This window comes from Caballeronia sp. NCF2 (genome assembly GCF_023631205.1).
GTDB classification, from domain to species: Bacteria; Pseudomonadota; Gammaproteobacteria; order Burkholderiales; family Burkholderiaceae; genus Caballeronia; species Caballeronia zhejiangensis.
Genome location: NZ_JALQDN010000065.1, coordinates 70,885 through 89,986, shown reverse-complemented (window position 1 = coordinate 89,986; position 19,102 = coordinate 70,885). Strand labels below are relative to the sequence as shown.

General features: G+C 63.2%; 19 protein-coding genes. 6 read left to right on the top strand and 13 right to left on the bottom strand.

The annotated features are described in order from the left end of the window. Positions 1–60 precede the first annotated feature (60 nt). Genes NCS02_RS26200 through NCS02_RS26180 form a run of 5 tightly spaced genes read right to left on the bottom strand, consistent with a single transcriptional unit; the run spans position 61 to position 4,825 of the window. Positions 61–981 carry a LysR family transcriptional regulator gene (locus tag NCS02_RS26200; protein WP_033535823.1) on the bottom strand — a complete coding sequence of 307 codons (921 nt, stop codon included), beginning with the start codon at positions 979–981 and terminating at the stop codon, positions 61–63. A gap of 44 nt (positions 982–1,025) precedes the next feature. Next, a complete protein-coding gene (locus tag NCS02_RS26195) occupies positions 1,026–1,700 on the bottom strand; it encodes an ethyl tert-butyl ether degradation protein EthD (RefSeq protein ID WP_175981623.1) in 675 nt (224 codons plus the stop codon). 2 nt (positions 1,701–1,702) lie between these two features. Then, on the bottom strand, positions 1,703–2,221 hold the full coding sequence (locus NCS02_RS26190) for a flavin reductase (RefSeq protein ID WP_008346713.1): 519 nt from the start codon (positions 2,219–2,221) through the stop codon (positions 1,703–1,705). A gap of 28 nt (positions 2,222–2,249) precedes the next feature. Further along, entirely contained in the window at positions 2,250–3,440 is a 1,191-nt protein-coding gene (locus NCS02_RS26185; protein WP_008346712.1) for an acyl-CoA dehydrogenase family protein, read from the bottom strand. A gap of 32 nt (positions 3,441–3,472) precedes the next feature. After that, positions 3,473–4,825, bottom strand: a complete 1,353-nt coding sequence (locus NCS02_RS26180; protein ID WP_250520092.1) for an MFS transporter — start codon at positions 4,823–4,825, stop codon at positions 3,473–3,475. 343 nt (positions 4,826–5,168) lie between these two features. Between NCS02_RS26180 and NCS02_RS26175 the strand changes: the two genes are divergently transcribed. Further along, complete coding sequence (locus NCS02_RS26175) at positions 5,169–6,371, top strand: porin (protein WP_008346709.1); 1,203 nt, start codon at positions 5,169–5,171, stop codon at positions 6,369–6,371. A 181-nt stretch (positions 6,372–6,552) separates the two neighbouring features. After that, a complete protein-coding gene (catA, locus tag NCS02_RS26170) occupies positions 6,553–7,488 on the top strand; it encodes a catechol 1,2-dioxygenase (RefSeq protein WP_175981631.1) in 936 nt (311 codons plus the stop codon). Positions 7,489–7,573: 85 nt separating this feature from the next. On the opposite strand, the gene NCS02_RS26165 is transcribed toward catA, so the two are convergent. Continuing rightward, positions 7,574–9,772 carry a hybrid sensor histidine kinase/response regulator gene (locus NCS02_RS26165; protein ID WP_250456945.1) on the bottom strand — a complete coding sequence of 733 codons (2,199 nt, stop codon included), beginning with the start codon at positions 9,770–9,772 and terminating at the stop codon, positions 7,574–7,576. Between the two features lie 585 nt (positions 9,773–10,357). Here NCS02_RS26165 and NCS02_RS26160 point away from each other — a divergent pair. After that, positions 10,358–10,777 carry a hypothetical protein gene (locus NCS02_RS26160; protein WP_250437280.1) on the top strand — a complete coding sequence of 140 codons (420 nt, stop codon included), beginning with the start codon at positions 10,358–10,360 and terminating at the stop codon, positions 10,775–10,777. Here the strand turns inward: NCS02_RS26160 and NCS02_RS26155 are convergent. The 4 genes from NCS02_RS26155 to NCS02_RS26140 form a co-directional block, all read right to left on the bottom strand. Continuing rightward, on the bottom strand, positions 10,766–10,963 hold the full coding sequence (locus NCS02_RS26155) for a hypothetical protein (protein ID WP_008346702.1): 198 nt from the start codon (positions 10,961–10,963) through the stop codon (positions 10,766–10,768). The genes NCS02_RS26160 and NCS02_RS26155 overlap by 12 nt on opposite strands. Then, positions 10,960–11,178, bottom strand: a complete 219-nt coding sequence (locus tag NCS02_RS26150; RefSeq protein ID WP_250456943.1) for a hypothetical protein — start codon at positions 11,176–11,178, stop codon at positions 10,960–10,962. Before NCS02_RS26150 ends, NCS02_RS26155 begins: the two co-directional genes overlap by 4 nt. Before the next feature lie 87 nt (positions 11,179–11,265). Continuing rightward, complete coding sequence (locus NCS02_RS26145) at positions 11,266–11,775, bottom strand: hypothetical protein (protein ID WP_008346698.1); 510 nt, start codon at positions 11,773–11,775, stop codon at positions 11,266–11,268. Between the two features lie 61 nt (positions 11,776–11,836). After that, complete coding sequence (locus NCS02_RS26140; protein ID WP_008346696.1) at positions 11,837–12,343, bottom strand: ferritin-like domain-containing protein; 507 nt, start codon at positions 12,341–12,343, stop codon at positions 11,837–11,839. A 373-nt stretch (positions 12,344–12,716) separates the two neighbouring features. Between NCS02_RS26140 and NCS02_RS26135 the strand changes: the two genes are divergently transcribed. From NCS02_RS26135 to NCS02_RS26125, 3 genes are all read left to right on the top strand, one after another. Further along, positions 12,717–13,088, top strand: coding sequence for a CidA/LrgA family protein (locus tag NCS02_RS26135; protein ID WP_250479190.1), 372 nt, complete (start codon positions 12,717–12,719; stop codon positions 13,086–13,088). Then, positions 13,085–13,819 carry an LrgB family protein gene (locus NCS02_RS26130; protein WP_008346692.1) on the top strand — a complete coding sequence of 245 codons (735 nt, stop codon included), beginning with the start codon at positions 13,085–13,087 and terminating at the stop codon, positions 13,817–13,819. The genes NCS02_RS26135 and NCS02_RS26130 overlap by 4 nt, the downstream gene beginning before the upstream one ends. Before the next feature lie 102 nt (positions 13,820–13,921). Beyond that, complete coding sequence (locus NCS02_RS26125; RefSeq protein ID WP_250479189.1) at positions 13,922–15,028, top strand: NADH:flavin oxidoreductase/NADH oxidase; 1,107 nt, start codon at positions 13,922–13,924, stop codon at positions 15,026–15,028. Between the two features lie 51 nt (positions 15,029–15,079). Here NCS02_RS26125 and NCS02_RS26120 read toward each other — a convergent pair whose 3' ends face one another. The 3 genes from NCS02_RS26120 to NCS02_RS26110 are packed head-to-tail and all read right to left on the bottom strand — an operon-like array spanning position 15,080 to position 19,073. Then, on the bottom strand, positions 15,080–16,897 hold the full coding sequence (locus tag NCS02_RS26120) for an HAD-IIB family hydrolase (RefSeq protein WP_250479188.1): 1,818 nt from the start codon (positions 16,895–16,897) through the stop codon (positions 15,080–15,082). Then, complete coding sequence (locus NCS02_RS26115) at positions 16,898–17,953, bottom strand: glycosyltransferase family 4 protein (RefSeq protein ID WP_250456940.1); 1,056 nt, start codon at positions 17,951–17,953, stop codon at positions 16,898–16,900. 40 nt (positions 17,954–17,993) lie between these two features. Further along, on the bottom strand, positions 17,994–19,073 hold the full coding sequence (locus tag NCS02_RS26110; RefSeq protein ID WP_250520052.1) for a glycosyltransferase family 4 protein: 1,080 nt from the start codon (positions 19,071–19,073) through the stop codon (positions 17,994–17,996). Positions 19,074–19,102: the final 29 nt, after the last annotated feature.

The window sequence follows — 19,102 nt, the reverse complement described above, 5'->3', positions numbered from 1 at the left end:
ACACTCACCCCGGTCAAATTCGCCGAAAAGAACGCGTGATATCAGCCCAGCAAATGAGCGTCACGCGTCGGGCTGGCGAAACATCGAATGGATCGTATTGCGCAGCCACGCTACGCCCGGATCGCTCGTGAATTGCGTGTGCGAGTGCACCTGAATCTCGATGGGCGGCAGCGCAAAAGGCAATGGCAGAATGCGAAAGGCCTTACTACGATTGAAGCGCAGCGCGATGCTCTTGGGGAAGAGCACGGCAAGGTCCGTGTTCATCACGATTTCGGGCGCCACGACGAAATGCGGCAGCCGGACCGCGACATCGCGCTTGAAATTCAGCTCGTCGAGCCATTGCTCGACCATGCGATGGCCCGTCGCGTTGGTGCTCGCGTAGACGTAGCGCAAGGCGGTCAGGTCGTCGCGTGTCGGCCGCGACTTGCGTAACGGATGATTGGCGCGCACGACGCATACATGCTCGTCGACGAATAGCGTCTCGCTCACGCATCCCGCGTCGAGACCCGGCACATAGCCGAGCGCAAGATCGATTTCTCCGGCGCGCATGGCGCTGCTTACGGATTCCACCGGAACATTGACCGCTTCGATTCGAATGCCGCGCGCCTCGCGGTCGAGCAGCGCGACGAGCGGCGGCAGAAAAAAGAATTCCGACATGTCCGACATCGAAATGCGAAACACGCGCCGGGCGGTCGCGGGATCGAAGCTGGCGAGTTGCTGGACCGCCTCGTTGATGATCGACAACGCCTGCGCGAGCGGCGGATACAGCCGATGCGCGGCATCGGTCGGCACCATGCCGGCGGGCGTGCGCACGAAAAGCGGATCACCGAAGATCGTGCGCAAGCGCCGTAGCGCATGACTGACCGCGGGCTGCGTCAGTTCGAGACGTTCGCCGGCGGCGGTCAGGCTGCGCAAATCCCAGATGGCGAGGAACACGCGCAGCAGATTGAGATCGGCGATACCGGAGTTGAGCTTCGTCATACACGGTTGACTCACGAACGAGCGCTGGTCGCGCCATGCGGCCATCAATGTGTGGCGAGATTACCGTATGTGCTGTGCATTGCAAAATGCGGCGTGGCTCCGCGATAGGGCGGCAAGGTATGGAAATCGCGCCGCATCGATTCGCGCACCGGCGAGGCGAGTGCGTCGGCGAGCGCGGACGCATCGTCGAAGACGACCTTGTTGCGCTGCATCGCATTCGCGCGCGTGCAAGGCAGGCCGATGGTGCAATCGATGCGCGTGTAGATCTCCAGCTCGCGCAATCGCGGCAAGGTGGACATCAACGGCGCGTGATGCCGCAGGTAATGCGCGAGCCATGTGTCGAAGTCCTCGGCCGGCCCTTCGTACGCGACGAGATAGGTGCAGCGCTGAATGCGCGCTTGGGTGGATGGCGCGTGCGAGGCCAGCGCGCGCACGGCCATGACTTGCTGCATGAAGCGCCCGGCGATCAAAGGTTCTCGAAGCGCGCGATGGATCGGGCCATCGAGTCTCGCGGCAGCTTCGAGCGCGGCGAGTTCATCGAAATACAGTTGAAGCACGCACGATGGCGCATCGGCCGCGGGCGGAATGCGCGGATCGACGTGTTGCGCCATCGGCTCGTGCACGACCAGACTGCGTAAGCCGTCGATGCGCTGCAATGGCGCAATATCGACCAGCGGGCGCTGCCCGCCCGCATCGATCAGAAACAGGCAGATTTGCATACTTACGCCGCCTCGCAGGAAGCAGCCGCGCGCGCGAGCCGATGAAACTGCCGGCCGAAGTACACAAGCCCATCGCCGTCTTCGCGCGAGCCGATGTGTTCTACCTGTACGAAAAGCACTGAATGCGAACCGACCTGCTTGCTGTCGACGATACGGCCTTCGAGACTCGCGATTGCATCGTCGAGCACGGGAAGTTGCAATGCGCCAGGCCGCGAACCGCAGCGCGCAAAGCGTTCGTCCATCGAGCCTCCGTCCATGCCCGCGAACGCGCGCGCCAGTTCCTGCGCGTGCGCGCCCAGCACGTTGATGCACGCCCGGCCGTTAGCGAGCAACACATCGTGAACGTAACTCGACTGATTGATGCAGACGAGCATCGTGGGTGGCGTATCGGTCACGGAGCACACGGCGCTTGCCGTGATACCGCAGCGTCCGTGCGGGCCGTCGGTGGTAATGACGTTGACGGCGGCGCCGAGCGAGGCCATCGCGTTGCGAAACTGTGTGCGCGCTTGATCGTGTGTCATGGCAGATGTCCTTTCAGGATTCGCGGGTTCAGGGATACGGCGTAACGGGCGGAATGCCGACGAAGATCGCGCCCGATGCGTCGTAATTGCCTTCGCCGAGAAAGGCGTGTTGCGTGACGACGATCGAATCGCGTACCAGACGCTGCATCCGGTTCTCGCGATAGATCGCGCCGATGCCCGCCATCTTGTACGCCTGCATCACGATATCGGCGCAGGTGTGGGCCGCGTGCGTCGCCGACAGACGCAGCAAGTTTGCTTCGGCAGGCAACACCGGGTCGCCCGCGAGCACCGTGCGCCACGATGCTTCCGCGCACTCGAAGAAGAACGCCCGCGCGCTGCGCAGTTGTGCTTCCGCCTGCGCGAGCCCGGAACGATAGTAGGCGCGATCGGCGAGACGCGGCGCACCGGTCGTGGTTTTCGTCACGCCGGACATCCCCGCCAGCAGGTCGAGCGCCGCGCGCGCCAGGCCGATGTTCACTGCCGCATGCACCTGCGCCTGATACGCGACGGCGGGATACCGGTACAGCGGTTCATCGATCAGCGGCGTGCCGCCGCGCACGAAGGTCCATTGTTCCTCGACGTATTTGTCCTTCAGGCGCAGATCATGGCTGCCCGTGCCCTGCATGCCGACCACGTTCCAGTTATCGACGATCTCCACTTCGCTCGCCGGGAAAACCGCAGTAAAAGGCTTGCCGGCGTTCTTGTCGTCGGTGCCGGCCGGCGCCCCGCCGATTCCCACGCCGATCCAGTCCGCGCCCTTGCAGCCGCTCGCAAAGCGCCACTGTCCCGACACGAGGAATCCGCCGGGCGCGCGCTCGGCCTTTTGCAGCGGATACAAGCCGCCCGCGAAGACCTGATCGGGACCGGCCGCATAGATTCGCGCCTGGGTCTCCACAGGCAGTGAAGCCAGGTACGTGTTCGCGGAGCCGAACGCCGCGACCCAGGCGGCCGATCCGTCCGCGATCGCGATACGTTCGAGCATCTCGAGGAAGCGCGCGGGCGGCAGCGCATCGCCGCCGAAACGTTTGGGCGTGCTCGCGCGGAAAATCCCCGCGCGCTTCATCTTGCCGACCATATCGCGCGGCACGTGGGACAGGGCGTCGAACTCGTCGCGGCGGCGCTCGACTTCCTCGATCAGCGTATCGAGGTGCAGCGGTCCGGCGTACTCGGGATAGTCGTTTTGCGAATCGATGATGGCTTCGCTTCGAAGGGCTTGCATAGGTGATACCTCTCGGTCGATGTGTGTCGATGTCATTCGGGCTGACGGAGTGCAGCGGCGCGCATCGCTTTGGGATACGTCTCGCGTGCGAGCAGCGTGGCGACAACGGTGATCAGGCCCAGTACGCCCAGATAAATGGCGACCGGCACGGCGCTGTGATAGTGGGCGAGCAACGCGGTGGCGATCATCGGCGAGAGGCCGCCGCCGAGTACGGAAGAGACTTCCCGGCCAATGCCGAGTCCCGAGAAACGCAGGTGCACCGGCAACATCTCGCTGATGAACGCGGGCTGCGCGCCTTCGAGAATGCCGAGCGTGATGCTGTTCGCGAGGACGAGCGCCGCAACCACCTTCCAGTACTCGCCCGAGCCGAGCAGCGCGAAGTACGGCCACGCGACCAGTACGATGGCGATTGCGCCGGCGAGATACACCGGCTTGCGTCCGACCTTGTCGGTCACCCAGCCGAAGAAGAGCGAAACGGGGATCATCAGCAGCATTGAAATGCACAGGCCGCTCAGAACCCAACTCGACTTGATGCCCAGAAACTGCCCGTAGGCGATCGAAAATGCGAAGAAGAGGTAGGACGCCGCGCCCTCGCCGAAGCGCAGGCCGAACACGGTCAGCACTTCGCGCGGACATTGGCGCAGCACTTCGATGACAGGCATCCGGCTTTCGTGGCGCGTCGCCTTGACTTCGGCGAATGCGGCACTTTCTCCGACGGAGCGGCGCATCCACAAGCCGAGAAGAACGAGTGCGGCGCTCGCGAGAAACGGAAGGCGCCATCCCCAACTCTGGAAGTCGCCCGCCGGCAAGTTCTGCACCAGCAGGAACGCACCGGTGGACAGGACGAAGCCGAGTGCCGCGCCACACGGGCTCCACGCCGCGAGCGCGCCGCGCTTCGATTGCGGCGCGTTCTCGTGGATCAGCAGGATACTGCCGCTCCATTCGCCGCCGGCGGCCAGTCCCTGAAGAATGCGCAACAGAACGAGCATCGCGGGCGCCGCAATGCCGACCTGCTGATAGGTCGGCAAAACGCCCATCAGGACCGTGGCCGTGCCCATCGTGAGAAGGGTCAGCATCATCACGACCTTGCGGCCGTAACGGTCGCCGATATGTCCGCATAGCACGCCGCCGATGGGTCGCGCGATGAAGCCGACCGTGAAGCCGCCGAATGCGGCGATGGTGCCCGTGAGCGGATCGGTGCCGACCGGAAAGAACAGCTTGCCGAAGACGAGCGCGGCGGCGGTGCCGTACAGAAAGAAGTCATACCACTCGAGGATCTGGCCGAGCACTGCCGTCGTGACTGCACGGCGCACGTTGCTTGGGCGACGAGCCGATCGGGTTTGAGCGAGCGCGCTCAGGTCGGAATTCAGAGCTTCAGGGTTCATGGTTGGGGAAGACATGAGGTGATGGTTCCCGCTTCCCTGATGCTCAAGAAGCGGTGCGAGTCGTATCGATGCGATGCGATGGGCCCACGATATGAGCCTCGATAATCGCGGTCAAATTCGAGACAAAAATGCGCGACATGAATCTGGTGCATGTGCCGTTGCATGTCGTACGGAATAGCCCTTGCCTCGCATGACATATCGATCGCGCTTATCGCCGGTCATGCTTTTGGCTTATTTGCCGCGTGAAACGAGCGGCCGCAGACTGCGTGGCGCATCGCATTCATCACCGCAATGAGCCTTCATTGCGTCAATCAACAGAACGACTCGCATGGAACACGCACGTATGAAACTCGCCTTGGGAACTTCTCTGGCGCTGCTTGCAGTTGCAGGCACGGCGCACGCACAAAGCGCGGTGACGCTGTACGGCATCGTCGACGATGGCTTCAACTGGACATCGAACGCCGGCGGCCACAATCTCTACAACCTGTCGAGCGGCGTCATGCAGGCCAGCCGCTGGGGATTGAGGGGCAGGGAAGAGCTTGGCGGCGGGCTTGCTGCGCTGTTCGTACTCGAGAACGGCTTCGACCTGAATAACGGCTCGCTTGCGCAGAAGAACCGCGGCAGCACGCAAGGTCTGATGTTCGGCCGGCAGGCGTACGTGGGCTTGTCGAGTGCTTACGGCACCGTGTTGCTCGGGCGGCAATACGATTCGGTCGTGGATTATGTGGGCCCGTTCGAGTCCGGTACCCAGTGGGCGGGATATATCGGCGCGCATCCAGGCGATCTGGATAACCTCAACAACGCGTATCGCGTGAACAACGCGATCAAGTTCGTCAGTAAGGCTTACTACGGCGTTACCTTCGGCGGCGTCTACAGTCTGGGCGGCGTCGCGGGTGCGGTCTCGCGCAACCAATTGTGGTCGCTCGGTGCGGGCTATGCGAACGGCCCGCTGACGTTGGGCGTCGGTTACCTGAACGCGCGCAATCCGAACGTCGGCTTCTTCGGCGACAACGGCGCAAGCACGCCGCCCGCTGCGAGCGCGAACTTCATCTCTTCGCCCGTCTATAGCGGCTATGCATCGGCTCGTACCTATCAGGTGGTCGCGGCGGGCGCTGCTTATGCATTCGGCGCGGCCACGGTAGGTGCAACGTATTCCAACGTGCAGTTCAAGAACCTCGGCGATACCGCGAACTCCGGTCCCAATCCGCGCGGCTATTCCGGCAATGCGAACTTCAATAACGTCGAAGTCAACTTCAGGTATCAGCTCACGCCGGCGCTCCTGCTCGGCGCGGCATTCGACTACACGAAGGGCGGCGACGTCGATTCGGCCACCGGCAACAATCCCGGCGCCAAGTATTACCAAGGCGCGCTCGGCGCCGATTACTTCCTGTCTAAGCGCACCGATGTCTATCTGATCGGCGTGTACCAGAAGGCATCCGGCATCGATTCCACCGGCACAGCGGCGGTTGCGGCGATCAACAACCTCACGCCGTCGACGAGCGATCGTCAAAGCACGGTCCGCGTGGGCATCCGCCACAAGTTTTGAAGCCAGCCGACATTCGCGCCGGGATGTCATCCATTTCACGGATGGCATCAACCACATTTGATCTATTTGACGGATATGCGGGTGCGGCCTAATTTGTCGTCGAGACGAAGCGTGAGTCCGCGCGTCGTACCGCGGAACGGAAGACCTGTGTCGTACCCCCCATACCTATGGAGACAACATCGTGAGCGTCAAAGTATTCGATACGAAGGAAGTTCAGGGCCTGCTTTCGGCCGCCGCCAATCTCGGCAGCGATAACGGCAATGCACGTGCGAAGCAGATCACGCATCGGCTGCTAAGCGACCTGTTCAAGGCCATCGACGACCTCGATATGACGCCCGATGAAATCTGGGCAGGCGTGAACTACTTCAACCGGCTCGGTCGCGACGGGGAAGCGGCCTTGCTCGCGGCGGGTCTCGGTCTCGAGAAGTTTCTCGACATTCGCATGGATGCGCAGGACCGTCACGCGGACATTCACGGCGGCACACCGCGTACCATCGAAGGTCCGCTGTATGTGGCGGGCGCACCGTTGCGCGATGGTGTGGCGAAGATCGACCTCAATCCGGACGATGACGCCGGGCCGCTTGTCATTCGCGGCACCGTAACCGGTCCCGACGGCAAGCCTGTCGCGGATGCCGTCGTGGAGTGCTGGCATGCAAACTCGAAAGGCTTCTACTCGCATTTCGATCCGACCGGCGCACAGAGTGACTTCAACTTGCGTGGCGCGGTGAGAACAGGACAAGACGGCAAGTACGAGTTCCGCACGCTCATGCCCGTAGGCTATGGATGCCCGCCTCACGGTTCGACGCAAGAATTGCTGAACGCGCTTGCACGGCATGGCAATCGTCCTGCACACGTTCATTTCTTCGTGACGAGCGATAACTTCCGCAAGCTGACCACGCAGATCAACATCGAGGGCGATCCGCTCATTTGGGATGACTTCGCGTATGCCACGCGCGAGGAATTGATTCCTCATGTCGTCGAAAAGAAGGGCGGCTTTGCGCTCGGTCTAAAGGCGGACGCTTACAAGGAAATTCAGTTCGATATCGCGCTGACTCGCCTCGTCGAAGGCAAGGACAATCAGCTTGTCAGTCGTCAGCGCACGGCGGTGACGGCTTAAGTCGGCGAAGCGGATGACTCCGCTTCCATTTGCTGCGGCAGCGACGATGTTCATCGCGTTGGCGGCGATGGGCGAGAGTGACGAATCACCTGATCGCGGGTGCTACGCTCTGCAGCAAAGCCTGAAGGTCGTCGATGTTGAAGGGCTTGGAAAGAATCGTTACACCGGCGTTTTTTGCTCGTTCGAACTCATCGGCATAGCCGGTCATCAGCGCAATAGCCTGCTTCGGCCATTTCCGCCGCACTTTTTCCGCAACATCGATTCCGTTGTTGAGCCCAGGCATTTGAATGTCGGAGAGAATGAGATCGAACTTCGCGCCGTCCTCCAGCAGACCTAGCGCTGCATCTCCGGTGAGTTCGTGTCGGGATTGCCAGCCGAACACCTCCAGTACGGCCGAAAGTCCCGCGGCCACTTCCTCGTTGTCTTCGACCAGCAAAATGGAACCCTTGGTCGCCTCCGTCACCGTGACGGGTGGTGAGGGAGACACGGTCGTCGCTTTGGCTTTGGCTTCGGCCTGCCCGGAGCCACGGGGAAGAATGAGCGACACGGTCGTTCCTTTACCTTCCTCGCTCTCGATGCGTGCTGTTCCGCGCGCCTGCTCGCACATTGCGATGACCTGCGCAAGGCCGAGCCCCGTGCCAGCGTTCGCGGCTTTGGTCGTAAAAAGCGGCTCGAATGCGCGTTGCATCACTGATGCCGGCATGCCGACGCCGGTATCGGAACAAGCGATGACAACATAGTCACCGGGCTTCAGGCTTCCTTTCGAAGTATCGAGCGTGATGTTCCTGGTGCGAATGGTAAAGTCGCCGCCGCCGGGCATTGCATCCCTGGCATTCACCGCAAGGTTTATCAGCGCCGATTGAAGTTCGGTTTGGTCAACGTAGATTGGCCAGATTTCGTCAGAAGACCTGATGTGAAAGCGGATGCGCTCATTGAGCGACATCTGAATCAGAGAGGCTTCCCGTTCGAGCCAATCTTTGACATCCACGAACTCCTCACGCAGCGGCTGCTTGCGAGCGACGCTGAGTAGCCGCCTTGCCAGGACCTCCGCCGAAGCGGAAGCCCGTTCCACTGCGATGACTTCTTTCTCCAGTCCGTTGAAGTGCTTGCGACGGGCCAGTTCCATGTTCGCCTTGACCACCATGAGGAGATTGTTGAAGTCATGCGCGACGTTTGCCACGAGATTGCCGAGTGCGCCCATACGCTTCATCTGACGGCTTGTTGCTTCCGCGGAAACGCGCATCCCGAACTCGGCTTTCCATCTGTCCCACGCCGTTCGTTCACGTTTCAGACGGCTCAAACTGAACACGACCAGAAACCAGATGCCTACGCATGGAACCAGCGTCGCGATGGCGATAAGACCGTCGTGTCGCAACCATCTGTATGTAACCGTCGAGACAGGGATTCCGGAGGTCACGTAAAGCGGGTATGAGCCGACCTCTCGATACACCAGGAGCTTCTCGACGCCGTCGAGCGTCGAGAAACCCCTGAGACGTCCGCTTTGCCGATTAGCCTGAATAGCTTCCAGCAAGGGTTGACTGCTTGTCGGTGCGCGTCGCGCTTTTGGCTCGGGAAATCGAACGAGCGTAGTACCGTCGCTTCGGAAAAGCCCGACCGTCAAAGCCCGGTCATGTGCGGTCAGCCGGTCGTAGAACGACGAGAAATAATCGCGTCGAAGGGATATGGCCAAGACACCGAGATACTGGCCACTCGAGTCGTATCGAGGGAACGTCACATCGAAAACGTCCCGAGCCGGGTCGGATATTTGTTCGGGCCGCAGCATGCCAACTGCCGCAGAAGCGGCATGGCGTGCAGACCAGATATCCGAGCGGTCTCCAATCGATTGAAGGCCGACCGGATAGGTGCTGCTGCTGGCAAGCAAATTTCCTTTCCGGCCAAAGACAGCAATCGAGAAAACCGATGGCACCCGCTCGGCGGTTTGCCTCAGAAAGCGATGAACAGATTGCTGTCGCGCGCGAAGTGGGACATCCCCGTCGTCACCGAGAAAGGCCATTATTCGAAGCGATACCTCCTGATTCACGTCGAGGACTTTTACGGCCTGCTCCTCGGCAACTCGCGAGAGTCTGTCGATTCCTTCAGTCGAATCCGCGATTCTGGTTTGAAAACCGAAATAACCGTACGTGGCGAGAAAAAGCAATGGTGTGATGATTGATGCTGCAAGCACGGCGAGCAGCATGCGCCGGGTCACGCCAAAGTCGCGTGGCGGAACGGGGATATCGAGCGCAGTGCTGTCCGGGACAGATGTTTCCTGATGGGCAATCATGGGACTTCGGGGCGGGGCGCGAAGGCGAAGTCTATTCAGATGTTCGTACGACGTCAAACTTACCGTTGGCGCGGCGGTCGTCGACGTGTTTAAGGGCCGGATAGATACGGCGTCATGGAATCTTTTTTTGCTCGCACGATTTTCTTGAAGCCGTGCGTCTGTGTTTGGCGAGCGTTCGTATTGACTGATACGTCGCTAGATTTGTGGCCGACGCCGTAAAACTTACTTGAATCTGAACAAGATTGGAGAACTCCCATGCTTCACCAACTCGATGTCCGTAGAACCCTTGCGTTGTCGGTTTCCATCGCGACGTTGTTAGCTGCAAGCTCGGCAGTTGCAGGTGGAAATGGCAACGGTGGAAATGGCAGCGGCGGATCTCACGGTGCCGCCACGTCGGGCATGACGTATCACAGTGAGCCGGTATCGAGCCCTTGGAATCGAGTTCCGGGGGACATGCCGAGAGAGGTAAATTCGACGGATGCCAAAGCGCGCTCGACGTCGGCGGGTACGCCCGATATGTCGATGGCACCGGGAGAATAGGGTATCGGGTAATCGACTGGAAGCGGGCGGCGACGTTCTCGCGATGTGAATGTTTCGGATGCCGATTCAATTGCGCAGCAATCGACGACTTACCCGCACCGCATCCGACCGACGGCGAAGCCGGTCAACCCCGGCGCGGGCGAAGCCGATCTGGCAATGCGCGGCGCGACGCCGCCTCGCCAGTCGTACCTGTTCGCTTACTGGCTCGCACCCGCGGGTGCGTCGCTGGCGGCGGTCGCCGGGAAGCTGGCGGCAGCCGGCGCGGATGACCCTGCGCTGTCGCTTGCCGCGGTGCCTCCGCCGCTCGTATTGCGGTTGCAGCCCGACGTCAAGCAGACGGACGCCGTCACTGCGGCGATCAACATGGCCCTGATCGTGATGGTTCGGTTCATGGCGTGCTCCTCATGGACTTATCGAGTCAAATGGCGCTGCGTTCGACCGGCAGCGCCGATGTCAGTCGGGTGACTTCAGGCGGTCGCCTTCGCTTTGCGTGCCCGGCGGTGTTCCCGGCTTGGTAGCGGGACCGGCGTCCGGCGCGCGATCCTCGTTGGGGCCGCGCGGCGCCGGCTCCTTCGGGTTCGCCGGGATGTTCTCGGTGTGTCCCGGCACCGGCTGCCCTTCGATATGCTGCGGCGTCTGTTCGTCGGTCATGATTGCCTCGTCGATGCCTGATGGTTGTCCGGCTTGGGATCGGGTTCCGCCGTGGTATCGGTGCCGCTCTTGCCATTGCTGCGGTTGGTGATCTCGCCGGTTTCGTCGAGGACGTCGTCGAGATCGTCGTCGGCATCCTCGTCGGGAGCCGACAACCATTGAAGCAGCGGCAGACGCGCTGTGTACTGCGATGCAGGCATGAAGAAGTGGGTCATCGTGATCGCTCGATTGGCTGAAGGTAGTGAGATCGAGCAAGCGTTATTCCATCAGCGTGACGAGCGCATGCATTGCCGACTCCGCACTCAGGCGCCGTTGCCATCGCTTCGCGCTGCGCCGCGCATCTCGTCCGCCGGACGCGGAAAGCCCGTGCGGTCAAGATAAAGCTGGGCGTAATGCTCCGAGCGTTCGCTGCGCTGCCGCGCCCGGTCATCGGACAGCGAAGTCACCGCGCGCGCATCGAGCGCGGTGACGCCCGCGACGTTGAGCAAGGCGCCGAGCGCACGCGTGTGCGCGCCTTGCCGGCGTTCGCGTGGCGCCGTCGCCACGGTCATCAGATCGAGCGCGTCGCCGCCGATGCGCGCCATCAGATACGGAGACGGATCGCGCGACGAAAGTATGCCGATGCCGCAGGCAATCTCTCTCAGCCCATACAGCCTGACGAGGCCAGGGCTGACGCGCAGGCCGGACATGCGTGCGACGGTACGGGGCGCAAGCAGTTGGGCGGTTCCCAATGCGAGACTGAAGAATGCGAGTCCACGGGCAAGCGAGTGGCCCTTCGCTTGCTGGTTGTCGGTCGCGGGATACTGGCTCATGGTGTGTTCCGGCTAGGTATGACGACTGGATGAACGAACATGTCGAAGCCTTCTGCAAGGCTTATTTCTTCGCTTCCTGACCGGATGCCGAGCGGTCGAGATATTCGGTCGAGATGGAAGGGATGTGTTCGAGCAGCCATTGCGCCATTGCCTGCTCCTGAGGCAGGATCCGTTCGCACGCGGCCCGGGTTTCGGCATCGCCGCAGCGCGTCGCTGCCGCAATCAGCGAGGTGTAGGACGCGATCTCCATGTTCTCGAACACATAGCTCATGATGGCGCCTTTCACGACTTCGTCGGTCATCGTCATGCCGCCCGCCGCTTGCGCGAAGGCCATCATCTTGGCGGCAAGATCCTTGACCGTCGATGTGCTGCCGCCGAGCCGCTCGATGCACGCGGCGACGATCTTCTGCTGGTCCAGCGTTTCTTCCAGATGCTGATCGATACGCGCCTTCAGTTGCGGATAGTGCTCGAGGCGCCCGGACTGCGCGCGCAGCATTTGCTCGGCTTGCTGTTCCATCGCGTGCGCGTCGCGAAGCCAGTCGAGCAGGTGTTCGGTCGGTTGAGCCATGGTGTCTCCCGGATCGATGTGAACGGATGAGCGAAGCAATCGCGCTTCGCGCTGCCCGATGACTCGCAATCGTCATGCCGCGCATGTTCGTGGCATGACGACGAATAGTTAGGATGCCCTTCGTACTGTTGCGACATGAAAATAAAGCGCGATACTTCAAGCGCGCCTTGAATGGCGCGTTATCTTCCGTGGCTTCAGCCCGCCGTTTTCAGGCGGGCCTTTTTTTTGCACAAAGTCGCACCGAGCGGGGCAGATGGATCGACCAGCCCGTGCCCGATGTGCGGGCGAGTCACGCGCTTCCCGAGCATCTCGGGTACGCTTCGTCCGCTGCCGAAAGAAGGCATGAACATCGCACGCACCAGGAGTTTTTCCCATGCTCGCCGCAATTGCTACATTGCTCGTTTTCCAGTGTCTCGGAGAAGGGCTTTCCTATCTCTTCAGCCTGCCGGTGCCCGGCCCGGTCATCGGCATGCTTCTGCTCGCCGGATACTGCGCATTGCGTCCGGCCGCCGCGGCCACGCTCGAACCCACGGCGCTCGAACTGCTCCGGCACCTGTCTCTGCTGTTCGTGCCGGCGGGCGTCGGCATCATGGTTTCGGCGCATGCGCTGCGCGGCGACGTGCTTGCCGTCGTGTTCTCCGTTGCAGTCAGTACCACACTCGCGGTCGCCGTCACCGCGCTCGTCATGCGTGCGATGCTGCGCGGCCGCCGCCGCGTCGCCCATGAACACGGAGACCGCACATGATCCCGGTGCCGCACTTCGGAGCGATCTGGGTCTATCTGGCGGCCACGCCGCTGCTCGGCCTTACCATCACGCTGCTCGCGTACCTCATCGCGCAGCGCATCTACGCGGCGTGCCGCTTCAATCCGCTCGCCAATCCGGTGCTGATTTCGGTGGCCATCGTCGTCGTGGTGCTCAAGACGAGCGGCACGGCCTACGAAACGTATTTCGACGGCGCGCAGTTCGTGCATTTTCTGCTCGGGCCGGCCACGGTCGCGCTGGCGTTGCCGCTTTATCGGCAGTGGGCGAATCTGAAGCGGCTCGCGTGGCCGATTCTCGTGAGTCTCGCCGCCGGCTCGCTGACCGCGATCGTATCCGCCGTGTCCGTGGCGGCCTTGCTCGGGGCGTCGCGTCAGTCGATTGCATCGCTCGCGCCGAAGTCCGCGACGACGCCCATCGCGATGGCCGTGGCGAAGGAGATCGGCGGCGTGCCTTCGCTGACGGCGGTGCTCGTCATCACGACGGGCGTGTTCGGCGCCGTCACCGCGCGGGGTATCCTCAATGTGCTGCGCGTTTCCGACGTCGAGGCGCGCGGCTTCGCGCTCGGCGTGGCGTCGCATGGCATCGGCACGGCGCGCGCCTTTCAGGTCAGCGAAGAGATGGGCGCGTTCGCCGGCCTCGGCATGGGGCTGAACGGCGTGTTTACCGCGTTCGTCGTGCCCGTTCTGCTGCCTGTGTTGTCGAAGCTGCTGTGATGTCCGCGCGCCCGGCTTGAATGTCGCACGGAATAGCCATTGCTGGCGACGACGGCATGGGTCGCGCCCCTCGCGACGTAACAACCGCCAAGGAACCTGTCCATGTCACAGCCTGCACTGTTCCAACCTGCGCGCTTGCGCAATCTGGCCCTCGCCAATCGCATCGTGATCGCGCCGATGTGCCAGTACTCCGCCGAAGACGGCTGCATGAACGACTGGCATCTGATTCACCTCGGTCAGCTCGCGCTGTCCGGCGCGGCCTTGCTCACCATCGAAGCAACGGCCGTGCTGCCGGAGGGACGCATCACATATGCGGATGTCGGTCTCTGGAACGACGAAACCGAAGCGGCGCTGAAGCGCACGCTCGACGGCATCCGGCGATGGTCGGACATGCCGGTCGCGATCCAGTTGAGTCACGCGGGACGCAAGGCATCGACCGATGTGCCGTGGGAAGGCGGCGCCCAAATTTCAGCCGATCACGCGCATGGCTGGCAGACCGAAGCGCCTTCGAGCGTCGCCTATGAGGACGGCGAAGCGCCGCCGGTCGCGCTCGATGCGGCCGGACTCGCGCGCATCCGCGATGCGTTCACGGCGGCCGCCACGCGCGCGGCGCGTCTCGGCATCGATCTCATTCAGATCCACGCGGCGCATGGCTACTTGCTGCATCAGTTCTTGTCGCCGTTGTCGAACCGGCGCGACGATGAATACGGCGGTTCGCTCGAGAATCGCATGCGTTTTCCGCTCGAAGTGTTCGACGCCGTGCGCGCCGCATTTCCCGCCGAGCGGCCGGTGACGATCCGCGTGTCCGGCACCGATTGGGTCGACGGCGGCTGGGACATCGAGCAGACCGTCGCATTCGCCAAAGCGCTCGAAGCGCGCGGCTGCGATGCCGTTCACGTATCGAGCGGCGGGCTTCATCCGGCGCAGAAGATTCCGGTCGGGCCGAGCTATCAGGTGCCGCTCGCGCGCGCCGTGAAGCAGGCGGTCGGGATGCCGGTCATCGCGGTCGGGCTGATCACGGGCATCGAACAGGCGGAGGCCATCGTCGGAACCGGCGATGCCGACATGATCGCGCTCGCGCGCACGGCCCTGTACGACCCGCGCTGGCCTTGGCACGCCGCGGCGGAGCTGGGCGCACAGGTGCGCGCGCCGAAGCAGTATCTGCGCTCGCAGCCGCATCAGTACCGGCATCTCTTCGAAGAAGACTGATCGTGCGATGCGGTCGCGCGCTCGAAGGGAGCGACGCTTGCAAGCCGGTTCTCATGGCGGCGTTCGTTCGCCGCCCTTCGCGCCAGGCGCGAGCACGTTCGGCAACACCGGATTCTCGGGCTGCGTATAGCGCACCTGCACGAGACGGGTGATCGCAGCGAGGCTCTCCTCGGCGGAATCCCGATGTTCGCGCTCGACGGCGGCGGTTTCGTCGGCGAGTTCGGCGTCGCCGATTACATCGCGGAACCACGTCGAATAGTCGCCGCGCCGCAGATGAAAGAGCCATGTGTCTTCATCGACGCCATCGGCCAGTTCGAGGAAAAGCGTGAGGTTGTGCGCGCGCAGCTTGAGCCGATTCTCCGGCCCGCGAAAGTAGAAACTGCGCTCGGGGATAAGCATGCCCGCCGCATATTTGCGCACATGACGGCGACGCTGCGTTTTGGCCGGCTCCACGCGAACGATGCGCGGATCGCCCCAGGCGTCGCCGCTGAGCGGCTCGCGCCGCCAGACGAGCGCCTGACCGACTTCGGGCGCGCCCGATAGCCGGCGCGGCATCGCGATGCCCGCGGCGCGCGCGAACTCCTCGAGCGCTTCCCAGGCGCCGGGACCTGCGCCGATGAACACGTTGACGCGTTCGAGCACGCGCTGCGAGATCGCGTTCGGATGCACCGTCGCGAAGATGGCCGGGCCGAGTTGCTCCGGCAGGGTTTCGTCGGCGGCGTTCGCGGCGTTCGGGAAAAGCTGATGCGCCTCGTCGAACAATATCCAGTGCGGCCGCCCGTTGAGCGCGCGCGTCGATTGCACCTCGGCGAGCAGTTCGGCGCAGTACGAAGGCCGCTCGGCGAACGCAACGTGCATCAGATTCGCGACGACAGGCTGGCGCGGCTGGCGCAGCAACTTCATGATGTCGTCGCCTTTGGGCGCATGCTCCGCATTGCCGATGGCGAGCGTCTTTTCGAGGTTGTCGAAATCGCCTTCCGGATCGAGCGCGCAGAACTGATATCCCGCCGCGCACAGACGCTCCATGAGTCCGGTCAACAAGGTCGACTTGCCGCCGCCCGACTGCCCGGCGAGCAGCGCGACGGTGCCTTGCTGTTCGAGCGTTTCGGCGGTGTCTTCATCGTCACCATCGCCGCCATCGCCGCTTACGGTGCGATGCCCGATCAGCAGGTTGTGCCGCGCGTCGCATCGGCTCAGGTGTGCGAGGTCGTCGGCCAGAATCTTATCGATGAGTTCCGCGACGCCCGCCCCGGCGACGCCTTCGAGACAGATATCCGCGTGCGCCTTCAGCACATCGAGCGCGTTGCCGACCGCGGCGCCGAACTCGCACGCGTCCAGCAGCGGATGATCGTTCTGCGCATCGCCGACGCCCACGGCATTGCGCGGCGAGAGCGCCATCGCATCGAGGGCGGCATCGAGCCCCGTCGCCTTGCTGATGCCGGGCGCGAGAATCATCACCGCGTCGCCGTTGAACACGACGTGCAGATCGAGGCCGAGTTCGCGGATCGCTTCGTGCGCCTGTTCGTCGTACGGGCGCGATGTGGCGACGAGCGTCTCGCTCACGCTCAGGTGCTTTACGCCGCGTTGCCGCATCGCTTCGACGAACGCGGCGGGCGGCGGCGGCGCGAGAAGCGTGCGTTCGCGCGTCGCCGGGTGATAGAGCACGCCGCCGTTCTCCGCGACCACATACGAAAACCGGTCGATGCCGTCGCACAGACTCAGCAGATCGTCGAGTTCGCGGCCGGTCACGAGCACCATATGGCGGCCGGATTCGCGCAGCCGGTCGACGGCGCGCCACGTCGCTTCATCGACGCGGCCATGCTGCGCCAGCGTGCCGTCGTAATCGCTTGCAAGCACCATGCAGCGCATTCAAACCTCCGTCAATGTGAGCCGCGCGGTGCGCTCGCGCACGAGCCGCTCGTAGACCTCGACATAAGCACGCGCCATGCGCTCCGCCGTGAAAAACTGCTCGAAGCGCGCGCGGCATGCGCGCCGGTCGATCTCCGGCAATCGCGCGACGGCTTCGACCGCCTCGTCCTCGTCACGCACGATGAACCCGCTCACGCCATGCTCGATGATCTCCGGCACCGAACCGCGCCCGAACGCGATGACCGGCGTGCCGCACGCGAGCGCTTCGATCATCGCGATGCCGAAGGGCTCCGGCCAGGCGATCGGAAAGAGCATCGCGCGGGCATGGCCGAGCAGTCCGCGCTTGCCGTGATCGTCGAGTTCGCCGACGAATTCGACGTGCGGCGCCTCGATGAGCGGTTCGACATCGCGAATGAAGTAGGGGCGATCCGCTTCGTCGATCTTCGCCGCGATCCTGAGCGGCACGTTCGCCCGCCGCGCGATGCGGATGGCCGCGTCCGGTCCCTTCGATGGCGCGATACGTCCGACGAACGCGAGATGCTGTTCCGCCCGCGCCTGAAACGGCAGCAACGCCGCGGGCATGCCGTGATGCACGGTCGCGGTCCAGCCGGCCCACGGCATCGGCTCGCGCTGCGCATCGGAGATGGACACGAGCGGCACATCGGCGAAACGCCGGTAAAGCGCGTCGAGGCCGGGCACGTCGAGCCGCCAGTGAAGCGTCGTAACGTGCGCGGCATCGAGCCGGCGCGCGTACGGAAAGCTCATATAGTCCGTATGAAAATGCACGATGTCGAAATCGCCGGACGCGCGCACGACGTCCTCGAGCATCGCGAAGTGGAAGGCTTGCGGATCGGCGGTGTCTTCGAGCAGTCTCACGGCGCAGTCCGAACTCGCGACGAGCTTCGCGCGTGTGCGCGAGTCGGCGCTTGCAAAGAGCGTGACGTCGTGTCCCATCTTCACGAGTTCTTCCGTGAGCCAGGACACGACGCGCTCTATGCCGCCGTAACGTCGCGGCGGCACGCTCTCATAAAGAGTGGAAACCTGGGCGATGCGCATGGCCAATTACGCGAGTGAATGCAACCGGGAACGGCAATCGTCATGCCTGCATCGGGTCGCCGGGTGCCCATTCCTCGCCGCCTCGCGCTGGATCCGCGAGCAGCGTGCGATAAATCGCGAGGTAATCGCGCGTCATGCGCTCGGCGCTGAAGCGCCGCTCGAAGCTGCGCCGGCAATCGTTGCGACGAATGGTGCCGAGTTTCCGCACTGCACGCACGGCCTGTTCGACATCGTCGACGATGAAACCCGTCACGCCATGCTCGACGATCTCCGGCACCGCACCGCGCCGGAAAGCGATCGCGGGCGTGCCGGAAGCCATCGCCTCGATGAGCACGAGGCCGAAGGGCTCCTCCCAGCCGATCGGAAACATCAACGCACGCGCGTGGGAGAAGAGTTCGAGGCGCGTCTCGCCGCCCACTTCGCCGAGATATTCGACGAACGATTGCGAGGCCTCCAGCATCGGATATATCTCTTCCCTGAACCACGCGCGTTCGCCGGGATGCACGGCCGCGGCGATCTTGAGCGGCAGCCCCGCGCGCCGCGCGATCTCGACGGCGCGCTCGATTCCCTTCTCGGGCATCATGCGGCCCACGAAAAGCAGATAGTCGCCGCCGTTCGGAGAGAAGCGCATGGCATCGAGCGGCAGGCCATGATGCACGGTGCCGATCCAGTTGGCGTGCGGTGTGTCCTTGCGCTGGCTGTCCGAGATGGAAACGAGCGGCGCATCGGGATAAGCCTCGTAGAGCGGACCGTGATCGGGCACGAGCAGGCGGCCGTGCACGGTCGTAAGCGACGGACACGACATATACCGCTGCAATGGCAGATGAAACGGCTCGCCGTGGAAGTGGACGAGGTCGAACTGCGCGGAGCGGCGCACGACGGCGTCGAGCTGACGCAGATGATGGCTCGTCGTATCCCACACGCGTTCGTCACGCCAGAGTCCCACCGGATGTGTCGCGCGAAGGCGCGCCTGGGTCTTCGAGTCGCCCGCAGCGAACAATGTGACGTCGTGACCCCACGCGACGAGTTGTTCCGTCAGCGCCGAAACGACGCGTTCGGTCGCGCCATAGGCTTTGGGGGGAACGCTTTCATAGAGCGGTGCAACTTGTGCGATCTTCATTTTGCGGTCCTTGCGGGCCGTTCGCTGCA